Origin of the sequence: Streptosporangium sp. NPDC023825, assembly GCF_040639575.1 — a bacterium.
Classification (GTDB): domain Bacteria; phylum Actinomycetota; class Actinomycetes; order Streptosporangiales; family Streptosporangiaceae; genus Streptosporangium.
The window spans coordinates 33323-56839 of the sequence record NZ_JBFAAE010000013.1 but is presented as its reverse complement, the minus strand read 5'-3'; the positions used below and the strand labels follow the sequence as shown (position 1 = coordinate 56839).

The window sequence follows — 23517 nt, the reverse complement described above, 5'->3', positions numbered from 1 at the left end:
CACCGGAAGGTCAGGCCGGCGCGCTCAGGACGCGGACCGGAATCCGCCGTTCCCCCCGGTTCTCCGAACAGGTTTTCCACAGCCCGGCGTCGCGGGCGGCCCACCGCCCGCCCACCCTCGCATCCCCAAATGCCCACCTGGGGCGGCATAACCGGTCAACACCCCCGGACAGTTATCCACAGGTTTTGCCGTTTTCCACATACCGGTCGCGAGTCAGGACATTGCCGCGAACACTCTCTCGGGGACGGTTTTCACTCTGTACGGTGGATCCGGGGCCTGACCCGAGGAGAGCGGCGATGCGGATCATGCTCACCGTGCTCGACGAGCACGCCGACCGCGATGTCGTGGTCGAGGGCGACGAGACGACCACGGTGGCACGGCTCGCGGAGTCCCTGGCGGGCCAGGGAGGCGAGCGGCCGAGCAACGTGGTGCGGCTGACGCGCAGCAAGGCCCCGTACGGGCTGGATCGCGACTCCGCCGGGGCCGAGCCTCCGACGCTCTGGATGGACGGCCGCCCCCTCGACCCGGCCGCCCCCGCGCTCGGCCTGCTCCGCGACGGCGACCTCGTCACCCTCGACCGCTCCCTCGCGGTGGCCACGCTGGCCGAGGAGCCCGGCGGGATCGTGGAGATCCGGGTGGTCGGCGGGCCCGCCGCCGGGTCGGTGCACCGCCTCAGCCTGGGTGTGCACACCATCGGTTCCGACCCCGCCTGCTCGGTGGCCGTGACCGACCCTCGGCTGCCCGCGCGGGCCGCGGTGGTGCGGCTCACCCCGGACGCCATCACCGTGGAGCCCGGGGAGGGCACGACCCCCCTGCTGGACCGCGACCCCCTGGAGGGTCCGCTGCCCTGGCCCGAGCACGCCCTGCTGAGCTGCGGGGGGACCGTGCTCACCCTCAAGGCGGTGGAGCCGCCCGACGCCCACCTGGACGCGCAGCCCGACGGCGGGCTGGCCTACAACCGGCCGCCCAGGTTCCGGCCGCCGGGCGGCGCGCGGCGCTTCGAGGTCCCGGCCGAGCCCAAGCGGGCCGAGACCATGCGGCTGCAGCTGCTCACCGCCTTCCTGCCCGCCGCGCTGGGGGTGGGCCTGGCCATCGCCCTCAAGTCGCCGTACTTCCTGCTGTTCGCGTTCATGACGCCACTGATCATGATCGGCCAGTGGTGGAGCGACAGGCGGCACGGCCGCAAGCAGTACCGCCAGCAGCTCAAGGAGTACAAAGCGCGGCTGAAGGTCTTCGAGGCGGCCGTGGAGCGCGCCCGCGCCGACGACGAGACCGCCCGCCGCGCCGCCGCGCCCGACCCCGCCGAGGTGCTGCTCACCGTGACGGGCCCCCGGCGGCGGCTCTGGGAACGACGCGATCACGACCCCGACGCGCTGCGGCTGCGGGTCGGCCTCGCCGACCTCCCCGCCGACCTGGAGTTCGCCCCCGAGCGCTCCGCGCCGGTCGACGCCCCGCTGCCCGCCCCGCCCACCTGCCAGGCGGTGCCGGTGGCGCTGGCCATGCGCCGCCTGGGCGTCGCCGGCCTGACCGGGCCCAGGAACACGGCGGCCGGGGTGGCGCGCTGGCTGGTCGGCCAGGCCGCCGCCCTGCACAGCCCGCGCGACCTGGCGATCGTCGTCCTGTCCGCGCACGGCGACGGCGAGGAGCGCTGGAACTGGGTCCGCTGGCTGCCGCACTGCGCCCCGCGCGGCGGCGAGGACTGCGTGGCCCTGGTCGGCGCCGACCCGGACACCGCGGCCCGCCGGGTGAGCGAGCTCGCCGCGCTGATCGACGAGCGCCTCGGCGACGACGCCGCCGCGGGCCCCGCGGCCAAGCTGGGCCGCATCCCGGCCGGCTGGGGCGACCTGGGCGGAGCCGCGGGTACGGGTGCCGAGCAGCCGTACGCCGCCCCCGTCTACGACGAGCGCCCCTACGACGTGCTGGTCGTGCTCGACGGCGCGCAGGTGCTGCGCGCCCTGCCGGGCATGCCCCAGGTGCTGCGCCAGGGTCCCAGGGCGGGCGTCTACACCCTGGCGATCGACGGCGACCAGCGGTTGCTGCCCGAGGAGTGCGCCACCGTCGCCGCCGTGGAGGCCGATGGCACCGTGCGGCTGCGCGGCGGCGGCCTGGACGACCTCGGGGAGATCCTGGCCGACCAGGTGACGGCCGCCTGGTGCGACAGGCTGGCCCGCTCGCTGGCGCCGATCCGCGACGTCAGCCGCGACGACGCCGGGGTCGCCCTGCCGGACTCCGCGCGGCTGCTGGACCTGCTGGAGCTGCCGTCGGTCTCCGGCGCGGCCCTGACCAAGCGCTGGGGCCGGGCCACCGAGGCCGTGGTGGGAGTGGGCCCCGAGGGGCCGTTCTCCATCGACCTGCGCAGGGACGGGCCGCACGCGCTCATCGCGGGCACCACGGGCGCGGGCAAGTCGGAGCTGCTGCAGACCCTGATCTGCTCGCTGGCGGTGGCCAACCGGCCGGACGAGATGACGTTCGTGCTGATCGACTACAAGGGCGGCGCCGCGTTCAAGGAGTGCGTGCGGCTGCCGCACACGGTGGGCATGGTCAGCGACCTCGACGGCCACCTGACCCAGCGGGCGCTGGCCTCGCTGGCCGCGGAGATCCGCCGCCGCGAGCGCCTGCTGCTGGCCGCGGGGGCGAAGGACATCGGGGACTACCACGAGCTGCGCGACGCCCGTACGGCCCGCGCCTCCCGCGACCTGCTCGTCGCCGGAGGCGGCCCGCAGGGCAGGCCGCTGCGCGGGCGCGCGGGATCCACCGTGTCCTCGGCGTCCTCGGCGTCCTCGGCGTCCTCGGCGTCCTCGGCGTCCCTGGAGCCCCCGGCCCCGCTGCCCCGGCTGGTGCTGGTCATCGACGAGTTCGCGGCCATGGTCAGCGAGCTGCCCGACTTCATGACCGGGCTGGTCGACATCGCCAGGCGGGGACGCTCGCTCGGCATCCACCTCATCCTCGCCACCCAGCGGCCCGGCGGCGTGGTGACCGCCGACATCCAGGCCAACACCTCCCTGCGGATCGCCCTGCGGGTCACCGAGGCGTCGGAGTCGGCCGACGTCATCGGCCGCCCCGACGCCTCGTACATCCCCAAGTCCGCTCCCGGCCGGTGCTACGTGAAGTCGGGCGCGGGGGCGGCGACGGCCGTGCAGACCGCGCGGATCGGCGGCCGGAGCCCCGGCGCCTCGGGCGGCGAGACGAGGGTACGGGTGACGGAGGTCGGGTGGCAGGCCCTGGGGCACCCCAGGGCGGTCCGCGCCGGAGCCGAGAGCGGCCACGTCACCGACCTGTCCCTGCTCGCCGACGCCATGGTCGAGGCGGCCCGCCTCGCCGGGGTCGCGGAGCAGCCGAGTCCCTGGCTCGACCCGCTTCCCGACCTCGTGACCGTCCCCGTCCTCCCGGCACCGCCCGTGTTTCCCGGCGACGCGCCCGGCGGGCTGCCGTACCGGGCGGGGGTCGAGGAGGTGCCGCCGCTGGCCTTCGGGATCACCGACCTGCCCTGGGCGCAGGACCGGCGGGCGCTGGCGCTCGACCTCGCCCACGGGGGGCACCTGCTCGTCGCGGGGGCCTCGCGCAGCGGGCGGTCCACCGCGCTGCGCACGCTGGCGGGGGCGATCGCCGCCGGAGCCTCCCCCGACGACGTGCACGTGCACGCGATCGACTGCGGCTCGGGCTCGTTGCTGCCGCTGATGGCGATGCCGCACTGCGGGGCGGTGGTGACCCGCGACCAGCTCGACCGGGTGGAGCGGCTGCTGACCCGGCTGCGCGAGGAGGTGGGGCGGCGCCAGCAGCTCCTCGCCGAGGCCGGGTACGCCTCGCTGGCCGAGCTGCGCGCCGCCGCGGACGGGCCGCGGCTGCCGTGGCTGGTCCTGATGCTCGACCGGTGGGAGGGGTTCGTCGCCGCGTTCGAGGCGTACGACTACGGGCGGCTGATCGAGTCGCTGATGCAGCTGCTGCGCGAGGGGCCCGCGGTCGGGCTGCGGGCCGTGCTGACCGGCGACAGGTCCGCGCTGATCGGGCAGATCTCCACGGTCTTCGACGACCGGCTGATCCTGCGGCTGGCCGACCCCTCCGACTACGGCCTGGCCGGGCTGCCCGTCAAGGACCTTCCGGCGACCCTCGCGCCGGGCCGCGCGCTGTCGACCGGCGAGCACGGCACGACCGAGAGCCAGATCGCGCTGCTGTGCGACGACCCCTCGGGGCCCGCGCAGGTCGCCGCGCTCCAGGCGCTGGCCCGCTCGGCGCCGGAGATCGCCGCCGACCCGCCGCTGCGGGTGGACGCGCTGCCGATGCGCGTCACCGCGGCGCAGGTCCTGGATCTGGTGCCCTCCTTCCGGCCCCCGTCCCCGCTGTGGGCGCTGCTCGGCGCCGGAGGCGACTCGCTGGCACCGCTCGGCGTCGACCTGCTCGCCCACGGTCCCGCCGCGGTCGTCGCGGGCCCGCCCAGGTCGGGCAGGTCCACGGCACTGCTGACCGCCACCCACTCGCTGCTCTCCCACGGCACCCCCACGGTCCTGGTGACCCCCCGGCGCAGCCCGCTGTGCACGCTGGTGGACACCCCGGGCGTGCTGGCCGTGCTGGACGCGGGCGGCGACCTGCACGAGGCCGTCGCGGGGCAGGACCGCTACGTCGTGATCGTCGACGACGCGGAGCTGATCTCCGCGGACTCCCCCTTGGGCGCCGCGCTGGAGCAGGTGCTGCGGAGCGGCAGGGACGGCGAGCACGGCATGATCATCGGTGGCACCACCGGGGACCTGACCACCGCCTACCGCGGTTTCGCGGCCGAGGCGCGCAAGGGCCGCACGGGTCTGCTGCTGTCGGTCCAGAGCCCCGCGGACGGCGACCTGTTCACCGTCCGCCTGCCGCGCGGCGCGGTCGGCGGTCCCCCAGGCCGCGGCCTGCTGGTGACCCTGGGCTCGGTGATCCCCGTCCAGGCCGCCGTCACGTGAGGACCGTGGTCACGTAGGGCCTGCCGTTCACGTAGGGCCCGCCGTCACGTGAGGACCGTGGTCACGTAGGGCCGCCACCACCCGCCACACGCCGTCCTGTACGCCTTGCGCGTCTCTTGTGCGTCCGCGCCTTGCGCGTCTCGTGTGCTTCGCGTGCCCCGTGCCGCCCATGCCGTCTGTGCCGCCCATGCCGATCCGTGCCGTCAATGAGACGATCCGTGCCGTCAATGAGAAATGCCCCGGCCCTTGCGGACCGGGGCATTTCGGCGGGCCGTTTCCTATCGAGTGGCGGACTCGATATTGCCGCGATAGGTGTTGATGACCCGGGAGGCCTCGGCGAGTTCCTCGGACATGCGCTGGAAAGCGGCCCGGTAGTTCTGCCAGGCCTCGCTGAAACGCTGGGCACCGGGCCCCGTCCAGGCGGTGCCGACTTTCGCGGCCTCCCGGTCGAGGGCGGCCACGGTGGCCCTGACCTGGTCGGCCTGCTGGGTGAACTGGGTGGCCATCTGCTGCATTTCCGCGGGATTGCCGCCGAGCAAGTTCTGGCTCATGCCAGTCTCCTTTGGATCGGTGTCGGAGGGAGTCGCCAAACGAAATCACGATAGGCGTAAGGATCACAGAGGTATCCGGGTTATGCCGAGCGGCTATGGACGTTCCCTCGGTCGCCAAGAGGCTAAACGTTGTCCATTGCCTTGATTTCCAGTAATTCAAGGAGCCGTAGGCGGACGGGAGACACCCCGGCGAGGACTGGACCGGCCAGGAACGGACCGTGAGCGGACCGGGGCGACCAGGGCGGGAATCCCCGCGGTGTCGCCGGGACGGCGAAGGCGGGCAGGCCCCGCTCCCTCACGTCCGAGGAGGAACAACCCACCACTCCCTCACGATCAAAGGACGCCTACACTCCGTTGAAGGCCCGCCAGTCCTTCGTCCGCACGTACTGGCACACGTACTGAAGGGAAAGACGTCGGTGCACAAGGTCCTGATCGCCAATCGTGGTGAGATCGCGGTGCGGATCGCCCGCGCCTGCAAGGACGCCGGGCTGGCCAGCGTCGCCGTCTACGCCGACCAGGACCTGGACGCCCTCCATGTCCGGGTCGCGGACGAGGCCCGCGCGCTCGGCGGCGAGACTCCCGCGGAGACCTACCTCGACGTCGACAAGCTGCTGGGCGTCGCCGCCGAGGCCGGGGCCGACGCCGTGCACCCCGGCTACGGCTTCCTGGCCGAGAACGCCGGCTTCGCCCAGGCCGTGATCGACGCGGGACTGACCTGGATCGGCCCGCCGCCGGCCGCGATCACTGCGCTCGGCGACAAGGTGCAGGCCCGCCACATCGCCCAGAAGGTCGGCGCGCCGCTCGTGGCCGGCACCAAGGATCCGGTCTCGGGGAGCGAGGAGGTCGTCGCCTTCGCCGCCGAGCACGGCCTGCCGATCGCGATCAAGGCCGCGTACGGCGGCGGCGGGCGCGGGCTGAAGGTCGCGCGCACCCTGGAGGAGATCCCCGAGCTGTACGACAGCGCGGTCCGGGAGGCCGTCACCGCGTTCGGCAGGGGCGAGTGCTTCGTCGAGCGCTACCTGGACCGGCCCCGGCACGTGGAGACCCAGTGCCTGGCCGACGCCCACGGCACCGTGGTCGTGGTGTCCACCCGCGACTGCTCGCTGCAACGGCGCCACCAGAAGCTGGTGGAGGAGGCCCCGGCCCCGTTCCTGTCGCCCGAGCAGCTGGACCTGCTCTACACCAGCTCCAAGGCGATCCTGAAGGAGGCGGGCTACGTCGGCGCCGGCACGTGCGAGTTCCTGGTGGGCCAGGACGGCACGATCTCCTTCCTGGAGGTCAACACCCGCCTGCAGGTCGAGCACCCGGTGACCGAGGAGGTGGCGGGCGTCGATCTCGTACGGGAGATGTTCCGCGTCGCCGACGGTGAGGAGCTCGGCTACGGCGACCCCGTGCTGCGCGGCCACTCGATCGAGTTCCGGATCAACGCCGAGGACGCCGGGCGCGGCTTCCTGCCCGCCCCCGGCACGATCACGCGCATGAGCGCCCCCTCGGGGCCCGGGGTGCGCCTGGACGCCGGCTACGAGGCGGGCATGACCGTCCCGCAGTCCTTCGACTCGCTGATCGCCAAGCTGGTGGTGACCGGGGCCACCCGGGCGCAGGCCCTGGAGCGCTCGCGCAGGGCCCTGGCCGAGTTCGAGATCGGCGGCATGCCGACCGTGCTGCCCTTCCATCGGGCCGTGGTGGCCGATCCGGCGTTCACCGGCGACCCGTTCTCGGTGCACACCCGGTGGATCGAGACCGAGTTCGACAACACGATCACGCCGTACGAGGGCGAGCCGGACGCGGCCGAGGAGCCGGGCGAGCGGGAGCGGATCACCGTCGAGGTGGGCGGCAAGCGGCTGGAGGTGGTGCTTCCCCCGGGATTCGCCGCCGGAAACGCCGGAGCCGCCGGGAGCGCCGGGAGCACAGCCGCGGGCCGCGCCTCGAAGGCGCCGCGCCGGGGCGGCGGGGTGGCCAGGAAGGCCGCGAGCGGCGACTCGCTGGTCAGCCCGATGCAGGGCACGATCGTCAAGGTCGTGGCCGCCGACGGCGACACCGTCGCGGCCGGTGACACGATCGTCGTGCTGGAGGCGATGAAGATGGAGCAGCCTCTCGCCGCCCACAAGGCGGGCACCGTCACGGGACTGGCCGCGTCGGTCGGCCAGAGCATCACCTCGGGCGCCACGATCTGCGAGATCAAGGACGCCTGAGATCTGCGAGATCAGGAACGCCTGAGCGCGCCCGCCGCGCGGCGGGCGGTGGCGGCCGGGTACGGCGCTCACACACCGGGTGCCCGAGAGGTGCCTGACGCGGGCCGTGAGGGGATACGGTCGAGGGGTAGGGAACTCTGTCGCCCGCTCATTCGTCTTCAGGACGAAGGAGGCTTTCTGCCGTGACCATCACAAAAGCCGCGCCAGGTCGTTTCGGTGCCACGATCATGGCACTGTTCGCCGGGCTACTGGCCATGTTCATGATCGCCCCGGCGGCCAATGCCGCGGCGCCAGACCCAAGTGCGATCGTCTCGGAGCTGAAGGACGGGGACAACTTCTACGTTGATCCCGCGGCGGGGCTGCCCACCGACGCCGCCGACGCCGTCGACGCCATGCGCGGCGCGGCCGACCAGACGTCCTCCGTCTACGTGGCGCTGCTGCCCCAGGGCTCGATCAGCAGCCAGTCCCAGGCGAGGACCCTGCTGAGCTCGCTCCTGAAGGGCGTCGGCTCGAAGTCCACCGTTCTGGTGATGAGCGGCAAGACCCCGTTCGGCGTCACCAACATCAAGGGCGTGGACGTCGACGAGCTGCTCGGACGGGCCAAGACCACCGGCAGCCCGACCGACAATGTGATCAACTTCGTCAAGCTGGCCGACGAGGCGGCCGTCGGTGCCGGTGCCCCGTCCGGTTCCTCCGGCTCCTCCGGCGGCTCCAGCGGGGGCGTGCTGGTCGGCATCCTGGTGCTGGCCCTGGCCGGCGGCGCGGGCATCTTCCTCTACTCGCGCAAGAAGAAGAAGCAGCGCGAGGAGCGCGAGGCCGCCGAGCTGGCCGCGGTCAAGCAGACCGTGGACGAGGACGTCACCAAGTTCGGTGAGGAGATCACCGATCTCGACACCGACGTGAAGCTGCTCAACGACGGCGGCGACCACCAGCAGGACTGGCAGCGCGCCCTCGACTCCTACGAGCGGGCCAAGGTGGAGCTCGCGGCGGTCAAGCGCCCCGACGAGTTCCGCGGCGTCACCACCGCGCTGGAGGAGGGCCGCTACGCCCTCGCCTGCGTGAAGGCGCGCGTCAACCACCAGCCGGTGCCCGAGCGGCGCTCCCCGTGCTTCTTCAACCCGCAGCACGGCCCCTCCGCCCGCGACGTGCGCTGGGCCCCGCCCGGCGGCGCGCTGCGCGACGTGCCCGCCTGCGCGGCCGACGCCGAGGCCGTCGAGCGCGGCTTCGAGCCGCAGACCCGCGAGGTCATGGTCAACGGCCAGCGCCGCCCGTACTACGACGCGGGACCGGCCTACCAGCCCTACGCCTACGGCTACTACGGCGGCTTCGGCGACGTCATGACCGGCATGCTCGTCGGCACGATGATGGGCAGCATGATGAGCGGCGGCTTCGGCTACGGCGGCTACGGCGGCGGCGCCGAGAGCGGTGCCGACTTCGGCGGCGGAGGTGACTTCGGCGGCGGAGGCTGGGGTGACTTCGGCGGCGGAGGCGACTTCGGCGGCGGAGACTTCGGCGGGGGCGACTGGTAGCCGTCCACGGCGAAACGACCGGCAGGACAGGTAAGGCAGAACGAGCGGAACACCGACGGGCGCGTCTCCCCTTCCGGGGAGCGCGCCCTTCGGCGTCACGGAGGGCTCCCGGCCGGGTGCTGTCGCGGACGGTGAGTCTCGGCTGCAGCAGGGTGCCGTCGGGGACGGTGAGCCTCGGATACAGCAGGATGCCGTCGGGGACGGCAGGTCAGGTGCTGTCGCGGACGGTGAGCCTCGGCTGCAGCAGGGTGCCGTCGGGGACGGCGCGGCCTTCGAGCTTCTCCATGAGCAGCCGGACCGCCTGGCGGCCCACCTCCTCGGCCGGGATCAGCACCGAGGTGAGCGGCGGGCTGGCGCGTTCCGCGATGTCGTCGGGGCAGATCGCCACCACGGCGATGTCGCCGGGCACCCGCCTGCCGTACTGGCGCAGCGCCCCCAGCACGTGGCCCACCGCCGCCTCGTTGTGCACGACCAGGCCGGACAGGCCCGGCCTGGCGTCGAGGAGCCCGGCGATCGCGGTGGACACCTGGTCGAAGTTCTCCTCGCACGGCAGGGCCACCCCGGTCAGGCCGGTCTCGGCCACGGCCGCGGCGAAGCCCTCCCGGGTGCGGCGGGCGAAGCCGGTGCCCCGGTCGTAGACGACCGAGGGCGCGCCGAGCAGCGCGACCTCCCGGTGCCCGCGCTCGGCCAGGTGCTCCACGCAGAGCGCGCCCGCCCGCGCGAAGTCGAGGTCGACGCAGGTCAGACCGGCCGAGTCGGCGGGAAATCCGATCAGCACGCTGGGTTCGGCGAGCTCCCGCAGCAGCGGTACCCGGCTGTCGTGGAGCTCCACGTCCATCAGCACCAGCCCGTCGACCAGCGCGCTCGCCGCCGCCCTGCGGAGCCCGTCGGAGCCCTCGTCCGCGGTGAGCAGCAGCACGTCGTGGTCGTAGCGCCGCGCGGCGGTGACCACCGAGGTGGCGAACTGCATCAGCACCGGGACGTGCACCCCGGCCCGCAGGGGCAGGACCAGCGCGATGACGTTGGCGCGCCTGCTGGCCAGGGCCCTCGCCCCGGCGTTGGGGTGGTATCCCAGGACCCGCACGCTGTCGAGCACCCGGCGCCGGGTGTCGGCCGAGATCGCGCGCTTCCCGCTGAGCACGTACGACACCGTGCTCACCGCGACCCCCGCGTGCCTGGCGACCTCGCTGATGGTCACCGCCCGCCCGCTCACCCGGCCTCGCCGAAGCTCAGGGAGGCGACGGTGATCCCCGCATTCTCGAACACCACATAAAGATCGTGGACTCCTCTCGCCTCCGCAAGCCCGGCGCGCACCTCGACGAGGTCGTGGCGGCCCGCGCGGGGGACGGGGAGGTCGCCGGCGACGGGCCCGTAGAGGGGGTCGTCCAGGCGCAGGGTGATCACCCCGCCCTCCTCTCCGGCGGCGACGGCGGTGCAGGAGGCGGCGCCCTCCCCCAGGTCGACCGCGCGGAACACGATCCAGGCCCCCTCGGCGGTGGACCGCACGGCGTCGCCGGAGACCCTGTCCGCGTCCACGAACGTCACCGAGTCGTACTCGTCGTGGTCCACGGCGGCGATCGGGCCCGCGAGGGCGTCGCGCGGCGGGATCCGCTCGCCGTCGACGTGGAAGGGGGCGCACAGCCGGATGTCCCGCGAGGAACGGCCGACCATGATCTTGTGGGGGGCGTCCTCGACGACGAACCGGCCCCTGGTGACGTCCCAGAAGGCGAGTTCCGCGACGTCGAGGCCCCAGTCGATCCGGGTGCTCTCACCGGGGGCGAGGCGCACCTTGACGAAGCCGCGCAGGCGGCGCAGCGCCTGCTTGACCCGGGAGCGCCGCTGGCGGGTGTAGATCTGGACGACCTCCACCCCCTCGCGGGAACCGGTGTTGGTGACGGTGACCGAGGCGGTGACCCTGCCGCCGTCGCCGCCGTCGCCGCCGTCGCCGCCGTCGCCGCCCTCCACCGAGACGGCCAGGTCGGCGTAGTCGAAGGTGGTGTAGCCGAGGCCGTGGCCGAAGGGGTAGAGCGGGGTTCCCCTGAAGTACTGGTAGGTCGCGTCCGAGGCGATGATGTCGTAGTCGAACAGGTCGGGCAGCTCGCACGCCGAGCGGTACCAGGTCTGGGTGAGCCTCCCCTCGGGGGCGGCGTCGCCGAACAGCACCTCGGCCAGCGCGTGGCCGTACTCCTGGCCGCCGTGCGAGGACCACAGCACCGCGGGCGGGTCGTCGATGTCCCAGGTCACCGGGTAGCCGCTGCTGATCACCATGACGGTTCTCGGGTTGGCCCCGCGCACCGCCGCGACCACGGCCTGCTGCGCGGCGGGCAGCGCGAGGTCGAGGCGGTCCTCGGTCTCCCTGCCGTTGACCAGCGGGTGGTCGCCGACGACCACCACGGCCACGTCCGCGGTCGCGGCGAGCGCGGCGGCGGCCTCGGCGCCGCTCACGATCCGCTCCACGGTGAACCAGGCGGCGGCGTCGGCGTCGTCGGCCAGGCGGAAGACCTCGCCGTCCAGGGCGAGGTAGCGGCCGGTGGAGATGTGCCGGAGCGCGAGCGCGCCACGGGGGCGGTCCTCGGTGCGGAAGGTCTGGCGCACCTCCCAGCCGTTGGGACCCGGCTGGTCGTTGACCAGCACCCCGTCGTCGTCGACGGACAGGTGGCGGCCGGTCTCCACGGCGCGCAGGGCGTAGCAGCCGCCGCCCCAGTCGAACAGGTCGAACAGGCCGGGCTCGTCGCCGACCCCGAGCGGCCCCCCGTGGGGGTCGGCGACGACGTGACGGCCGTCCGTTCCCTCGACCGCGAGGGTGATCCGGTCCACGGCCTCGCAGAAGACGGTCTCGCACCGCTCGGCGAGCCCGGCGCGGGCGGTGACGGCGTACGGGAGGGTCCCGGAGTACCAGTCCTCCATGAGCGTGTCGCCGAGCTGGCCGATGACCGCGATCCTGCGCACCGAGGTGTCCAGCGGCAGGACACCGTCGTTGCGCAGCAGCACGATCGAGCGCCGGGCGGCCTCGCGGGCCAGGCTCTGGTGCTCGGGGCAGTTGACGACCGCCTCGGTGATGTCGTCGTACGGGGTGGAGGGGTCGAACTCGCCCAGCCGGAAGCGGACCGACAGCGTGTGCCGGACGGCGGCGTCGACGTCGGCCTCGGTGAGCAGGCCGCGCTCCAGCGCGGCGCGGAGGTGGCCGAGGGTGGCCTCTGGGCGGTCGTCGTCCTGGGTGAAACTGTCGAGCCCCGCCCTGATCGCGTGGGCGTACGCCTCGGGGAGGTCGTCGTGGTAGCCCTGCAGGCCGGTGAGGTTGGCGGGCGCGTACGCGTCGCTGACCACGAGGAGGTCGTCGGGCGCCCAGGCCCGCAGCACCTCGCCGATCAGCGGGCTGAGGTGGGCCGGGCGGCCGTTGACCAGGTTGTAGGAGGGCATCACGGCGACCGCGGCGCCGCTGGCCAGGGCGGGCCGGTAGGCCGGGAGCTCGTACTCGCGCAGCACCCGGGGCGGCAGGTCGCTGGAGGTGACGCATCGGTCGGTCTCGTTGTTGTAGCCGAGGAAGTGCTTGAGGGTGGGCGCGGTCTTCAGCACCGTGGGATCGCTTCCACGCAGGCCGGAGGCGTACGCCGTCGCCATGACACCGGTCAGCCACGGGTCCTCGGAGTAGCCCTCCTCGTTGCGGCCCCAGCGGGGGTCGCGCAGCGGGTTGACGACCGGGGCCCAGACGTTGAGTCCCGCCCCCGACGGATCCTTGTGGTGGAAGGCCAGGACCTCGTCGCTCGTCGCCTCGCCGACCCGCCGGACGAGGTCGGGGTCCCAGGTGCTGGCCAGCCCGACCGCCTGCGGGAACACCGTCGCCGGGCCGAGCCAGGCGAGGCCGTGCAGCGCCTCGGTACCGGTACGGAACGGGCCGAGCCCGAGGCGCTCCACCGGCCGCTGGTACTGGTGCAGCAGCCCGATCTTCTCCTCCAGGGTCAGCCGGCCCTGCAGGTCCGCGACGCGCCGCGCGAGGGAGAGTTCCGGGTCACGGAACGGTTCGTTCATCGGGGACCATCCCTTTGAGAGCGTCGAAGCGCTTCGATTCCGACGTGGTTCCAACGGGTTCAAGCAGGGTTCCGACAGGGCTCCGACCTGGAAGGACGCCTCAGTCGAAGCGCTTCGACACTCGGTCAGGGAAAACTCCGTCACCACCCGCGCGCTCCGGCGTTCGTTGCGCGCGTGTTTCGAACGGAGCTTCCCTGAAGGGTGCACTTCTGTGCGGCCAAGGTCAATAGGCGGGCGGCAGACGGTTGCGAGCCACCGGGAAACCGGAGCGGAAGGGAGTGGAAGACCGCCTGCGAGTGACCCGGGCCCTCGGGATCCGGGCCAGGAGATCCGCCGGGGACATCATGAAACTAACTGAAAACAGGGTGAATCCCAGGCGGCGTCGACCGCCGCGTCAGCGAGACGCGGAGCGGCGGATCACGGGACTCGCGGCAGGCGTCCGGAGTCCACCGAGTCGAGCACCCGGGCGGCGCCTCCCAGCGCGGCGGCCCCGTACCCGAGAGTGGAGGCCACGACCCGGCAGCCCCCGGCGTCCGGGGCGATCGTGCGCCCGCGGGTCTCGGCCTCCACCGAGGGCAGCAGCCACGGCGCGAGCGGCACGTAGTAGCCGCCCAGGACGACCACCTCGGGGTTGAGCAGGTTGGTCATCAGGGCCACGCCCTTGCCGAGGTTGTGGCCCACGGAACTCAGGAGGGCGAGCGTGCGCGCGTCGCCCGCGCGGGCCAGCCGCACCACCTCCTCGATCTCGATCTCGACCTCGGCGGGCGAGATCGCGGTGTGTTCCAGCACGGCGCCGATCCCGGCGACGGCCTCCAGGCAGCCCAGGCGCCCGCAGCGGCACTCGGCGCCGAAGGGGTCGAGCTGGATGTGGCCGATCTCGCCGCCGTACCCCTGGCCGCCGCGGCGCAGTCGCCCGTCGAGGATGACCCCGGCCCCGACGCCGATCTCGCCGGTGAGGTAGACCAGGTTGGCCGTCCCCGCGTGCGGGCCGAAGCGGTGCTCGGCCAGGGCCGCCAGGTTGGCGTCGTTGTCGACCTGGACGGGGAAGCCCGGGTCGCGCAGGGCCTTGGTGAGGTCGCCGCAGAGGTCGGCGTCGCGCCAGCCGAGGTTGGGCGCGATGCGCACGGTGCCGTCGGTGCCGATCAGTCCCGGCACGCCCACGGTCAGCCCCAGGACCTGGCGCTCCTCCTTGGCCATCCGGGTCACGACACGGCGGACGATCCCCGCGACGGTGGCCATGGCCTGGCCCGCCGTGCCGGCCGCGCCGGAGAAGGACCTGCGCCAGGACAGCAGCCTCTCCCCCGACAGGTCCACCGCGACCGCGGTGACGTAGTCGACGTTGACCTCGATGCCGATCGCCGCGTACGGCGAGCCGTCGAGCACGAGCATCGTGGCGGGGCGGCCGACGCGGTTCTCGGTCAGGCCTGTCTCCCTGACCAGGCGGCGGTCGATCAGATCGGCGACCAGGCTCGACACGGTCGCCTTGTTGAGACCGGTGGACGCCGCGATGTCGGCCCGCGAGCACGGCGCGTGCTCGCGCACGAACCTCAGCACGACGGCGAGGTTGGTGGCCCGCACGTCGGCGAAGTCGGCCGGACGCGGGTCAGTCGTAGATGTGATCAAGGTGAGTCCCGCTCCCGCTCGGCCAGGCTGGCCCCATCATGCCCCATCGTTCACCAATCCGTGACCGCTCCCCGGCGCCCCGCGATCGGCGGTCCCTTGTGGCGACGGCCACCCCTCGACTAATTTGTTTGGTCGAAAGACTAACTAATTCTACCCCGGAGCCGTTCCCCACGACACCCCGGACCCGTCTCGAAACAACGAAGGGAGCGCCCCGTGAAGGATCTTCCCCCGGGCGCGATGACCAGCCGCCGTGGATTTCTCGGGCTGGTGGGACTGAGCGCCGCGATGGCCGCGGGCGGCGGCCTGCTGGGCGCGTGTTCCGCGCCGGCCGGCCCCCGGCCCGGCTCCGGAGGCGCCACGGCCGCCGCGGCGGACAAGCTGACGTCCCTCACCCCCACCTACGCCGCCTTCCCCGGCGTCAAGCCTGACATTCCCGGCACGGTATCCACCCTTCCGGGGGTCCCCGATGTCAGCGGCGGCTTCACCTCCTACCCGGCCAGCCCCACCGCCGCGCTCTCCCAGAAGGCGGGCAGGGGCGGCACCTACAAGGCCATGACCCCGCTGTGGGGCCCGCCGCCGCCCGGACTGGCGAGCAACTCCTACTTCCAGGCCGTCAACGCCGACATCGGCGCGACCGTGGAGTTCCAGATCACCGACGGCACCGTCTACGCCGACAAGGCCATCGCCAGGCTCGCCTCCGGGGACATCCCGGAGATCATGGTCATCCCGAGCTGGGAGATCGACAAGATGGCGGACTTCAACACCGCCGTCGACAAGACCTTCGAGGACCTCACCCCGTACCTGCAGGGCGACAAGGTCAAGCCCTACCCGCTGCTGGCCAACCTGCCGACAGCCGCGTGGCAGTGGTCGGTCTGGAACGACAAGCTCATGGCGGTGCCGTTCCCGACCGAGCCGTACCCCCTCGCGCTGCTCTACCGCAAGGACCTGTTCGACAAGAACGGCTGGAACGCCAACCCCAAGACCGCCGACGAGCTGTTCGAGCTCGGCAAGGAGATCACCGACGCCAAGGCCAAGCGCTGGGCGTTCGGCAGCATCCACGAGATGATGTGGCCGACCTTCCGCATCCCGCAGGAGTGGCGGTACGAGGGCGGCAAGCTCGTCCACAAGTACGAGACCCCCGAGTTCGAGCTGATGCTGGAGTTCATGCGGAAGGTCTTCAAGGAGGGGCTGGTCCACCCGACCGTCGCCGGCAGCAAGGGCGCCAACGAGAAGGAGCTGATCGGGGCCGGGCAGATCCTCGTCTACCGCGACGGGCTGGGCGGCTGGAAGGAGCTCCTGCAGCAGCACCGCGGCAAGAACCCCGACTTCGGCCTGAACGCCTTCCCGCTCTTCTCCCACGACGGCGGCACGCCGCTGATGTACCACAACAACGCGGCCGGCCTCTTCACCTTCGTCAAGAAGGGCCTGCCGAAGGAGAAGGTGGAGGAGATCCTCTCCATCCTCAACTGGTGCGCGGCGCCGTACGGGACCAAGGAGTACGAGCTCTCCAACTTCGGCGTGGAGGGCAAGCACTTCACCCGGGGCGAGGACAACATCCCGGTGCAGACCGACCTCAACCGCAAGGAGGTCGCCTACACCTACGGCTTCCTCGGCGGGCGTCCGCAGTACGTGGACTGGCCCTTCCCCGACGCGGTCAAGCTCAACATGGAGTGGCAGAACGCGAGCTTCCAGTATCTGGAGAAGGGCCCGTTCGACGGGATCAGGATCCAGCGGCCGTCGAAGTTCTCCGGGCTGCAGGTCCCCACCGAGGACAAGTTCACCGACATCATGCGCGGCCGGCGGCCGGTGAGCGACGCCAAGCAGATCGCCTCGGAGTGGCGGCGGGACGGCGGGGACGAGGCCCGCGACTTCTACATGAAGGTCCTGCGGGACAACGGCCGTGCTTAGGACGACGCCCGGGGACAGTGAGAAGACCGGGCCGGCGGGTGACCTGACCTCACCCGCCGGCGCCGGCACCTCCAAGGATGTCCGCAAAAGGGGTCCGAGGACAAGCCGGGCGCGCCCACGATCCTTCCGCGCACGTCTGAGACGTGACTGGCAGCTGCTGCTCATGGCCCTTCCCGCGATCGGGCTGCTGGTCCTGTTCCACTACGTCCCGCTGCTCGGCAACGTGATCGCGTTCCAGGACTACTCGCCGTACGTGGGCATCGGGGACAGCCCGTGGGTGGGGCTCGCCAACTTCCACTGGCTGATGTTCGACGCGAGCTTCTGGGACGCGACGCTCAACACCCTGACGATCACCGCGTTCCAGCTGGTCTTCTACTTCCCCGTACCGATCATGCTGGCCGTGCTCCTGGACAGCGTGGTGCGGCCCCGGCTGCGCCTGTTCGTCCAGGGCATCGTCTACATGCCGCACTTCTTCTCGTGGGTGCTGGTGGTCACGCTGTTCCAGCAGATGTTCGGGGGTGCGGGCCTGCTCTCGCAGGTGCTGCGCGACCACGGATACGACGGCATCGACATCATGACAAATCCGGATACGTTCATCGTGCTGGTGACGGCGGAGACGGTCTGGAAGGACGCCGGCTGGGGAACGATCATCTTCCTGGCCGCGCTGGCGGCCATCAACCAGAACCTCTACGAGGCCGCCGCCGTCGACGGCGCGAGCCGCTGGCGGCGGCTGTGGCACATCACCCTGCCGGGCCTGCGCCCGGTCATCGTGCTGCTGCTGATCCTGCGCCTCGGCGAGGCGCTGAACGTCGGGTTCGAGCAGTTCTTCCTGCAGCGCGACGCGGTCGGCCGGGACGCCGCCGAGGTGCTGGACACGTTCGTGTACTGGCGCACGCTGCTGACCGGCGAGTGGAGCTACGGCGCGGCGGCCGGCCTGGTGAAGGGCCTCGTGGGGCTGGTGCTGATCCTGGTGGCCAACAAGGTCGCCCACCGATTCGGCGAGCAGGGGATCTACAAACGATCATGACGACTCTTCCCCCCTGGGCCGAGCGGCCCAGCCGCGCCGGCGGGCTCCTCAAGGGGCTCGTCCTGACGCTCATCGTCGCGTGCGTGCTCTTCCCCATCTACATGGTCGTGCTGACCAGCCTGTCCACCCAGGAGGCGGTGACGGAGGCCGGCGGCCTGGTCACCGTGCCGGGCGGGCTGTCCCTGGCCGCGTACGAGGAGCTGTTCTCCGGCGGCGTGGTGACCCGGGCGGTCGGGGTCAGCCTCGGCGTGACCGTCGTCGGCACGGCGATCAGCCTGACCGTCACCGTGCTGGCCGCCTACGGGCTGTCGCGGCCGGGGTCGCTGCTGCACCGGCCGATGCTGTTCCTGATCCTGCTGACCTTCCTGTTCGGACCGGGGCTGATCCCGAACTACCTGCTGGTCAGCTCGCTGGGGCTGATCGACACGTACTGGTCGCTGATCCTGCCCGGGGCGGTCACCGCGTTCAACCTCGTGGTGATGCGGGCGTTCTTCATGAACATCCCCGAGGAGGTCACCGACAGCGCCCGCATCGACGGCGCGAGCGAGTTCCGCATCCTGCGCACCATCGTGCTGCCCATGTCGAAGGGCGTCACGGCCGTCATCGGCATGTTCTACGCGGTCGGCTACTGGAACTCGTTCTTCAACGCCGTCCTCTACCTGAACGACAACGCCAAGTGGCCGCTGCAGGTGGTGCTGCGCCAGTACGTGCTCCAGGGCCAGTCGCTGATCGTCGGCCAGACCGGCGTCGGCACCGTCGCCGGGCAGGCCCCGCCGCCGAGCCTGGCCATCCAGATGGCCATCATCGTCGTCGCGCTGCTCCCGGTGCTGTTCCTCTACCCGTTCGTCCAGCGGCACTTCACCAAGGGGGTGATCATCGGGGCCGTCAAGGGGTGAGCGGTCCCGGCCGCCCGGAGGAGCCGTCCTCCCGCCGGGCGGCGCGTTCCCTGGCGAGCTCCTCCTGCAGGTCGCGGACCTGCTGCTGCAGGGTGAAGATCCGGCGTACGGCGGCGAGGGTCATGCCCTCGCCCACGAGCCGGATGGCGTTCTGGAGGTCGCCGATCTCGTGGCGGGTGTAGCGCCGCTGGCCGCCGGTGGAGCGGGCGGGGCTGACCACGTCGTGTTCGTCGAGCCGGCGCAGGAACGCCTGCTCGACGTCGAGCATGTCGGCGACCTGGCCGACGGAGTACAGCGGGGCGTGCTCGTCGTCGAAGGGCAACCGGGCCATCACCGCTCCTTTCCCGTACGGGTTCGTGGGGGTTCGCTGGAGTTCATGGGAGGTCCGTGACGGTGCGGGGGTGGGAAACGCGCGGGGGTGGGCGCCGGAACCCGGCACCCACCCCGAGGAGGCTCGTCGGTCAGATCCTGGGCCTCACGCCTTGATGGACCTCTGGTCGGACGTGTTCTCGGCCTTCTGGATCTCGACCTTGCGAGGCTTGGCCCGCTCGATGACCGGGATGCGTACCGCCAGGACGCCGTTGGAGTAGGCGGCGTCGATCTTGTCGCTGTCGAGGTGCTCGGACAGGTAGACGCGTCGGGTGAAGGTGCCCATCGGACGCTCCCGGACGAACAGGCGGTCCTCCTCGCCGTACTCCTCCTCGCGACCGGCGCTCACCGAGAGCACCCCGCGGTCGACGGTCACCTCGATGGTGTCGGGGTCGATGCCCGGGAGGTCGAACTTCAGGAGGACGTCGTCCTTGCGCCGCACACCGTCCAGCGGCATGGCCCCACGGGCGGCACTCTCGCCGGAGCCCAGAGCCTGACGCGCGAGCCGGTCGAACTGGCGGTCGAACTCCTGGATGAACGGGTCGATCGACGTCAGCAGCATCGGTAACCACCTCCGTTTGGACTGGCAGGTATCCTCAAGCCTGCCTGCTCGGAAACCTCTTAGTTCAGTTATAGGTTATCGACATGAGAGTTCGCAAGTAGCCTCACGAAAAATTTCCAGGCTTCCTCTGACATGGGTCGCGGCGCCGGGCGGGACGGATCCCGGCGCCGGCGAGCTTCACGGGCGAGGGGGCGGCGAGGGAGACTCCGCTCCGGCTCGGGCGCGACCCGTGACTTCGCCAAGACGTAAGGGGTATATTTTCATTTTATCAGTTACATGGAAGGTGGCGGGACATGCGGATCGCTATCGCCGGCTACGTGGTGGGGGCGACCGTGGCCGGCGACCTGGCCAACACCTCTCCCACCGTGCAGACGGCCGGGGACGCCCTGCCGACCCCGGAGGCGTTGACGCGCTTCCTCGCGGAGCACGGACTGCGGCTCGACGCCCTGGCCGACGGGCGGCCGCCGACCGGCGACGACGTCCGCGAGGTCCACCTGCTGCGCCGGGAGGCGCGTGGCGTCGTGGAGACCGAGACGGAGGACCAGGCCGTCGCGGGCGCCGCCGTGCTGGCCGGGCGGGCCGGTCTCAGCCCGGCGCTGGGCCGCGATCCCGGCGGGCGGTGGCAGTGGTACGTCCCGACCGCGCCGGGCGCGTCGCTCGCCGAGGAGTTGGCCGCGCTCATCGGTGTCGGGCTGCTCGGCGCCGTCCGCGCCCTCGGCCACGGCCGGTTCCGCGCCTGTGTCGCCCCGGGCTGCCGCGGCGTGTTCGTCGACACCAGCCGCGGAGGACGCCGCGTCTACTGCATGCCCGACCGGTGCGGCAACCGGCTCAATGTCGCCAATCACCGCGCACGGCATCGACTTGGCAGCGTCCGGTGAGAGACACCGCCCAGTAAGAGACAGGGAGAACACGATGCAGGACCCCAGGGACGACGCGGTGACCGGCCCGGCCGGCGAGCCGGCGAGCGGCCCGGCCGGCGGACCGGTGAGCGGGCCGCCGCTCGTGGGCGCCGTCCAGCTGCCGGACGGCTCCTGGATCCGCGGCCGCGGCCTGCGGCGTCCGCCGCCGGAAGGGCCGCTGCCCGGCTTCGGCCTGTACCTCGGTTCCGACCGGCTCCGCCGTCGCCGGGAGAGCGAGCTGCGGTGGCCGCACGAGTGGATCCGGTGGCCCGACTTCTTGCTGCCCCGCGACCACGATCTGGCCGTGCGGCGAATCCGCGCGCTGCACGAGCGGGCTCGGGCGGGCACCGCGGTGGAGGTCGCCTGCGGGGGCGGCGTCGGACGCACCGGCACGGTCGTCGCCTGCCTCGCCGTCCTGGCCGGCCTGGCCCCGGCCGACGCCGTCGCCTGGGCGCGCGAGCACCACCACCCCCGGGCCGTCGAGACCCCGTGGCAGCGCCGCTGGGTACTGCGCTTCCCGCCGTCCTCTCGCTCGGATCCGCGCGACCACGGTGCCGGCACATCGCGCTGAGCCGCATCGCGGCCGGCGCGGAATCGAGCGTCCACGGCCTCGACGGGCGCTCTCCCGGACTCCCGCGAGGCCCCCGTGACGGCCCGTCTTCCCTCAGGCCGCCCTGGTCAGGGCGTCGAACTCGGTGTCGGTCAGCTGGACGGTCGCGGCGGCGACGTTGTCCTCCAGATGGGCGACCGTCGAGGTACCGGGGATGGGCAGCATCACCGGGGAACGGCGCAGCAGCCATGCCAGCGCGAGCTGCGACGGGGTGGCGCCGTGTTCCTTGGCCGCCGCGGCGAGCGGGCCGCCCTCCGCCGCGAGTTCGCCGGTGGCGAGCGGGAACCAGGGGATGAAGGCGATGTCGTTGGCCTCGGAGTACTCGAGCAGGGGCTCGGCGTCGCGGTGCGCGAGGTTGTAGAGGTTCTGCACCGAGACGATCGTCGCGGACCTGCCCGCCTCCTCGACGTCCTCGACGCTGACCTCGCTGAGGCCGATGTGCCGGATCTTGCCCTCCCGCTGCATCAGCGCGAGCTCCCCGACCTGGTCGGCGACGGGGACGGCCGGGTCGATGCGGTGCAGCTGCAACAGGTCGATCCGCTCGACGCCCAGATGGCGCAGGCTCAGCTCGACCTGCTGGCGCAGGTACTCGGGGCGGCCCACCGGCGTCCAGAGCCCGGGACCCTGCCGGGTGAACCCCGCCTTGGTCGCGATGACCAGGTCGTCGGCGTAGGGGTGCAGCGCCTTCTTGATGAGCAGCTCGGCGACGAACGGGCCGTAGGAGTCGGCGGTGTCGAAGAAGTTCACCCCGAGCTCGACGGCCCTGCGCAGGACGCGGACCGCCTCCTCGGGGTCGCGCGGATCCCCCCACACGCCCTCGCCGGTGAGCTGCATCGTCCCGTAACCCAGGCGGTTGACGGTGAGATCTCCCCCGATGGCGAACTGGCCCGACGCCTCCGCGGGACGAGTCGTGGTCGTCATGGTTGTCCTCCCAAAGGACTCGGCCTGACGTTCATGATTCGAAACAGCACGGCGACGGGGCCGATTCCCCATCCGAGGCCCATACGCGTAAACCTTGCGACATGTACTCGCAAAGCGACCCGGGTGGGGGCGGGCCGTGTGGAATCACATGACGTCACTCGCGAAAATCGGATTTCCGCACGGCCGCGGCGTGCGGCGATTTTGTCGGTGGGCTGTCGTAGCGTCGGTGGCCACGGCCGTGGCGGACATGTCGCGAACGAAATCGGCTCCGAGCCCGGTCGGACGATCAGGAGCGTGGCCGCAGTGTCGAGCCAGATCGGCACCGGCTCGGAAAGGAACGCCGATGAGTGGTGTACGGGTGCTGGTTGGCACGCGCAAGGGCGCGTTCATCCTCACGTCGGACGGCAGGCGCGAGCGGTGGGACATCAGCGGTCCCCACTTCGGGGGCTGGGAGATCTATCACGTCGCCGGATCTCCCGCAGACCCGTCCCGCCTCTACATGTCGCAGTCCGGCGGCTGGTTCGGGCAGGTGATCCAGCGGTCCGACGACGGCGGCGCGACGTGGGAGGCGGTCGGCAACCGGTTCCAGTACGACGGTGTCCCCGGCACCCACCAGTGGTACGACGGTACGCCGCACCCGTGGGAGTTCGCCCGGGTCTGGCATCTGGAGCCGTCACCGACCGACCCGGACACGGTGTACGCCGGGGTCGAGGACGCCGCCCTGTTCCGCACGGTGGACGGCGGGCAGAGCTGGCAGGAGCTGCCCGGGCTGCGCGAGCATCCCTCCGGGCCCTCCTGGCAGCCGGGTGCCGGGGGGATGTGCCTGCACACGATCGTTCCCGACCCGCGCGATCCCGCCCGCATCACCGTGGCGATCTCGGCGGCGGGCGTGTTCAGGACGGAGGACTCCGGCAAGAGCTGGCAGCCCGCGAACCGCGGCCTGCGGTCCGAGGGCATCCCCGACCAGGACGCCGAGGTCGGCCACTGCGTCCACCACATCGCGATGCACCCGTCGCGTCCCGAGGTGCTCTTCATGCAGAAGCACTGGGACGTCATGCGCAGCGACGACGCCGGCGATTCGTGGTACGAGATCAGCGGTGACCTGCCCAGCGACTTCGGTTTCCCGATCGCCGTGCACGCGCACGAGCCGGACACCGTCTACGTCGTGCCGATCAAGAGCGACTCGGAGCACTACCCGCCGGAGGGGAAGCTCCGGGTGTACCGCAGCCGGACGGGCGGAAACGAGTGGGAGCCGCTCACCAGGGGGCTGCCTCAGAGCCACTGCTACGTCAACGTGCTGCGGGACGCGATGGCCGTCGACACGCTGGATTCGTGCGGCGTCTACTTCGGCACCACCGGCGGGCAGGTGTACGCCTCGGCCGACGCCGGCGACAGCTGGGCGCCCATCGCCCGGGACCTTCCGGCCGTGCTGTCCGTCGAAGTCCAGACGCTGCCATGATCCGC

General features: G+C 72.1%; 16 protein-coding genes. 9 read left to right on the top strand and 7 right to left on the bottom strand.

Translation table 11 applies throughout. The annotated features are described in order from the left end of the window. Window positions 1-296: 296 nt before the first annotated feature. Window positions 297-4937, top strand: coding sequence for an FtsK/SpoIIIE domain-containing protein (locus tag AB0G15_RS14595; protein WP_362839074.1), 4641 nt, complete (start codon window positions 297-299; stop codon window positions 4935-4937). Between the two features lie 278 nt (window positions 4938-5215). On the opposite strand, the gene AB0G15_RS14590 is transcribed toward AB0G15_RS14595, so the two are convergent. Then, entirely contained in the window at window positions 5216-5488 is a 273-nt protein-coding gene (locus tag AB0G15_RS14590; RefSeq protein ID WP_329090315.1) for a WXG100 family type VII secretion target, read from the bottom strand. Between the two features lie 416 nt (window positions 5489-5904). On the opposite strand from AB0G15_RS14590, the gene AB0G15_RS14585 reads away from it, so the two are divergent. Beyond that, window positions 5905-7680, top strand: coding sequence for a biotin carboxylase N-terminal domain-containing protein (locus AB0G15_RS14585; protein ID WP_362839071.1), 1776 nt, complete (start codon window positions 5905-5907; stop codon window positions 7678-7680). 182 nt (window positions 7681-7862) lie between these two features. Continuing rightward, window positions 7863-9209 carry a hypothetical protein gene (locus AB0G15_RS14580; RefSeq protein ID WP_362839069.1) on the top strand — a complete coding sequence of 449 codons (1347 nt, stop codon included), beginning with the start codon at window positions 7863-7865 and terminating at the stop codon, window positions 9207-9209. A gap of 208 nt (window positions 9210-9417) precedes the next feature. On the opposite strand, the gene AB0G15_RS14575 is transcribed toward AB0G15_RS14580, so the two are convergent. From AB0G15_RS14575 to AB0G15_RS14565, 3 genes are all read right to left on the bottom strand, one after another. Then, window positions 9418-10407 (bottom strand): LacI family DNA-binding transcriptional regulator, encoded by a 990-nt coding sequence (locus tag AB0G15_RS14575; protein WP_362678915.1) that lies wholly within the window; start codon window positions 10405-10407, stop codon window positions 9418-9420. 11 nt (window positions 10408-10418) lie between these two features. Beyond that, window positions 10419-13238 carry a glycoside hydrolase family 3 C-terminal domain-containing protein gene (locus tag AB0G15_RS14570; RefSeq protein WP_362839067.1) on the bottom strand — a complete coding sequence of 940 codons (2820 nt, stop codon included), beginning with the start codon at window positions 13236-13238 and terminating at the stop codon, window positions 10419-10421. Between the two features lie 417 nt (window positions 13239-13655). Further along, window positions 13656-14861 (bottom strand): ROK family transcriptional regulator, encoded by a 1206-nt coding sequence (locus AB0G15_RS14565; protein ID WP_362839064.1) that lies wholly within the window; start codon window positions 14859-14861, stop codon window positions 13656-13658. A gap of 213 nt (window positions 14862-15074) precedes the next feature. Between AB0G15_RS14565 and AB0G15_RS14560 the strand changes: the two genes are divergently transcribed. The 3 genes from AB0G15_RS14560 to AB0G15_RS14550 are packed head-to-tail and all read left to right on the top strand — an operon-like array spanning window position 15075 to window position 18692. Continuing rightward, window positions 15075-16769 (top strand): extracellular solute-binding protein, encoded by a 1695-nt coding sequence (locus AB0G15_RS14560; RefSeq protein ID WP_362839061.1) that lies wholly within the window; start codon window positions 15075-15077, stop codon window positions 16767-16769. 43 nt (window positions 16770-16812) lie between these two features. Next, entirely contained in the window at window positions 16813-17796 is a 984-nt protein-coding gene (locus tag AB0G15_RS14555) for an ABC transporter permease subunit (RefSeq protein WP_362839312.1), read from the top strand. Next, a complete protein-coding gene (locus AB0G15_RS14550) occupies window positions 17793-18692 on the top strand; it encodes a carbohydrate ABC transporter permease (RefSeq protein ID WP_362678903.1) in 900 nt (299 codons plus the stop codon). Before AB0G15_RS14555 ends, AB0G15_RS14550 begins: the two co-directional genes overlap by 4 nt. Here AB0G15_RS14550 and AB0G15_RS14545 read toward each other — a convergent pair. Continuing rightward, on the bottom strand, window positions 18682-19023 hold the full coding sequence (locus tag AB0G15_RS14545; RefSeq protein WP_362839058.1) for a MerR family transcriptional regulator: 342 nt from the start codon (window positions 19021-19023) through the stop codon (window positions 18682-18684). The genes AB0G15_RS14550 and AB0G15_RS14545 overlap by 11 nt on opposite strands. Window positions 19024-19167: 144 nt before the next feature. Continuing rightward, the gene (locus tag AB0G15_RS14540) at window positions 19168-19623 is read right to left on the bottom strand and encodes an Hsp20/alpha crystallin family protein (protein ID WP_362678897.1); all 456 of its coding nucleotides are present in this window, start codon (window positions 19621-19623) and stop codon (window positions 19168-19170) included. A gap of 293 nt (window positions 19624-19916) precedes the next feature. On the opposite strand from AB0G15_RS14540, the gene AB0G15_RS14535 reads away from it, so the two are divergent. Together AB0G15_RS14535 and AB0G15_RS14530 are read left to right on the top strand one after the other, a co-directional pair. Then, window positions 19917-20501 (top strand): CGNR zinc finger domain-containing protein, encoded by a 585-nt coding sequence (locus AB0G15_RS14535; RefSeq protein ID WP_362839055.1) that lies wholly within the window; start codon window positions 19917-19919, stop codon window positions 20499-20501. A 34-nt stretch (window positions 20502-20535) separates the two neighbouring features. Continuing rightward, window positions 20536-21093 carry a protein-tyrosine phosphatase family protein gene (locus AB0G15_RS14530; protein WP_362839053.1) on the top strand — a complete coding sequence of 186 codons (558 nt, stop codon included), beginning with the start codon at window positions 20536-20538 and terminating at the stop codon, window positions 21091-21093. A 93-nt stretch (window positions 21094-21186) separates the two neighbouring features. On the opposite strand, the gene AB0G15_RS14525 is transcribed toward AB0G15_RS14530, so the two are convergent. Then, window positions 21187-22053 carry an aldo/keto reductase gene (locus AB0G15_RS14525; protein WP_362839050.1) on the bottom strand — a complete coding sequence of 289 codons (867 nt, stop codon included), beginning with the start codon at window positions 22051-22053 and terminating at the stop codon, window positions 21187-21189. A 343-nt stretch (window positions 22054-22396) separates the two neighbouring features. Between AB0G15_RS14525 and AB0G15_RS14520 the strand changes: the two genes are divergently transcribed. Continuing rightward, the gene (locus tag AB0G15_RS14520; RefSeq protein WP_362839048.1) at window positions 22397-23512 is read left to right on the top strand and encodes an exo-alpha-sialidase; all 1116 of its coding nucleotides are present in this window, start codon (window positions 22397-22399) and stop codon (window positions 23510-23512) included. Window positions 23513-23517: the final 5 nt, after the last annotated feature.

Bases quoted from the DNA above. Each gene is read 5' to 3' on its own strand.
- AB0G15_RS14525 (WP_362839050.1), bottom strand. From the start codon at position 22,053: ATGACGACCACGACTCGTCCCGCGGAGGCGTCGGGCCAGTTCGCCATC.
- AB0G15_RS14545 (WP_362839058.1), bottom strand. From the start codon at position 19,023: ATGGCCCGGTTGCCCTTCGACGACGAGCACGCCCCGCTGTACTCCGTC.
- AB0G15_RS14550 (WP_362678903.1), top strand. From the start codon at position 17,793: ATGACGACTCTTCCCCCCTGGGCCGAGCGGCCCAGCCGCGCCGGCGGG.
- AB0G15_RS14520 (WP_362839048.1), top strand. From the start codon at position 22,397: ATGAGTGGTGTACGGGTGCTGGTTGGCACGCGCAAGGGCGCGTTCATC.
- AB0G15_RS14540 (WP_362678897.1), bottom strand. From the start codon at position 19,623: ATGCTGCTGACGTCGATCGACCCGTTCATCCAGGAGTTCGACCGCCAG.
- AB0G15_RS14570 (WP_362839067.1), bottom strand. From the start codon at position 13,238: ATGAACGAACCGTTCCGTGACCCGGAACTCTCCCTCGCGCGGCGCGTC.
- AB0G15_RS14590 (WP_329090315.1), bottom strand. From the start codon at position 5,488: ATGAGCCAGAACTTGCTCGGCGGCAATCCCGCGGAAATGCAGCAGATG.
- AB0G15_RS14535 (WP_362839055.1), top strand. From the start codon at position 19,917: ATGCGGATCGCTATCGCCGGCTACGTGGTGGGGGCGACCGTGGCCGGC.
- AB0G15_RS14530 (WP_362839053.1), top strand. From the start codon at position 20,536: ATGCAGGACCCCAGGGACGACGCGGTGACCGGCCCGGCCGGCGAGCCG.
- AB0G15_RS14595 (WP_362839074.1), top strand. From the start codon at position 297: ATGCGGATCATGCTCACCGTGCTCGACGAGCACGCCGACCGCGATGTC.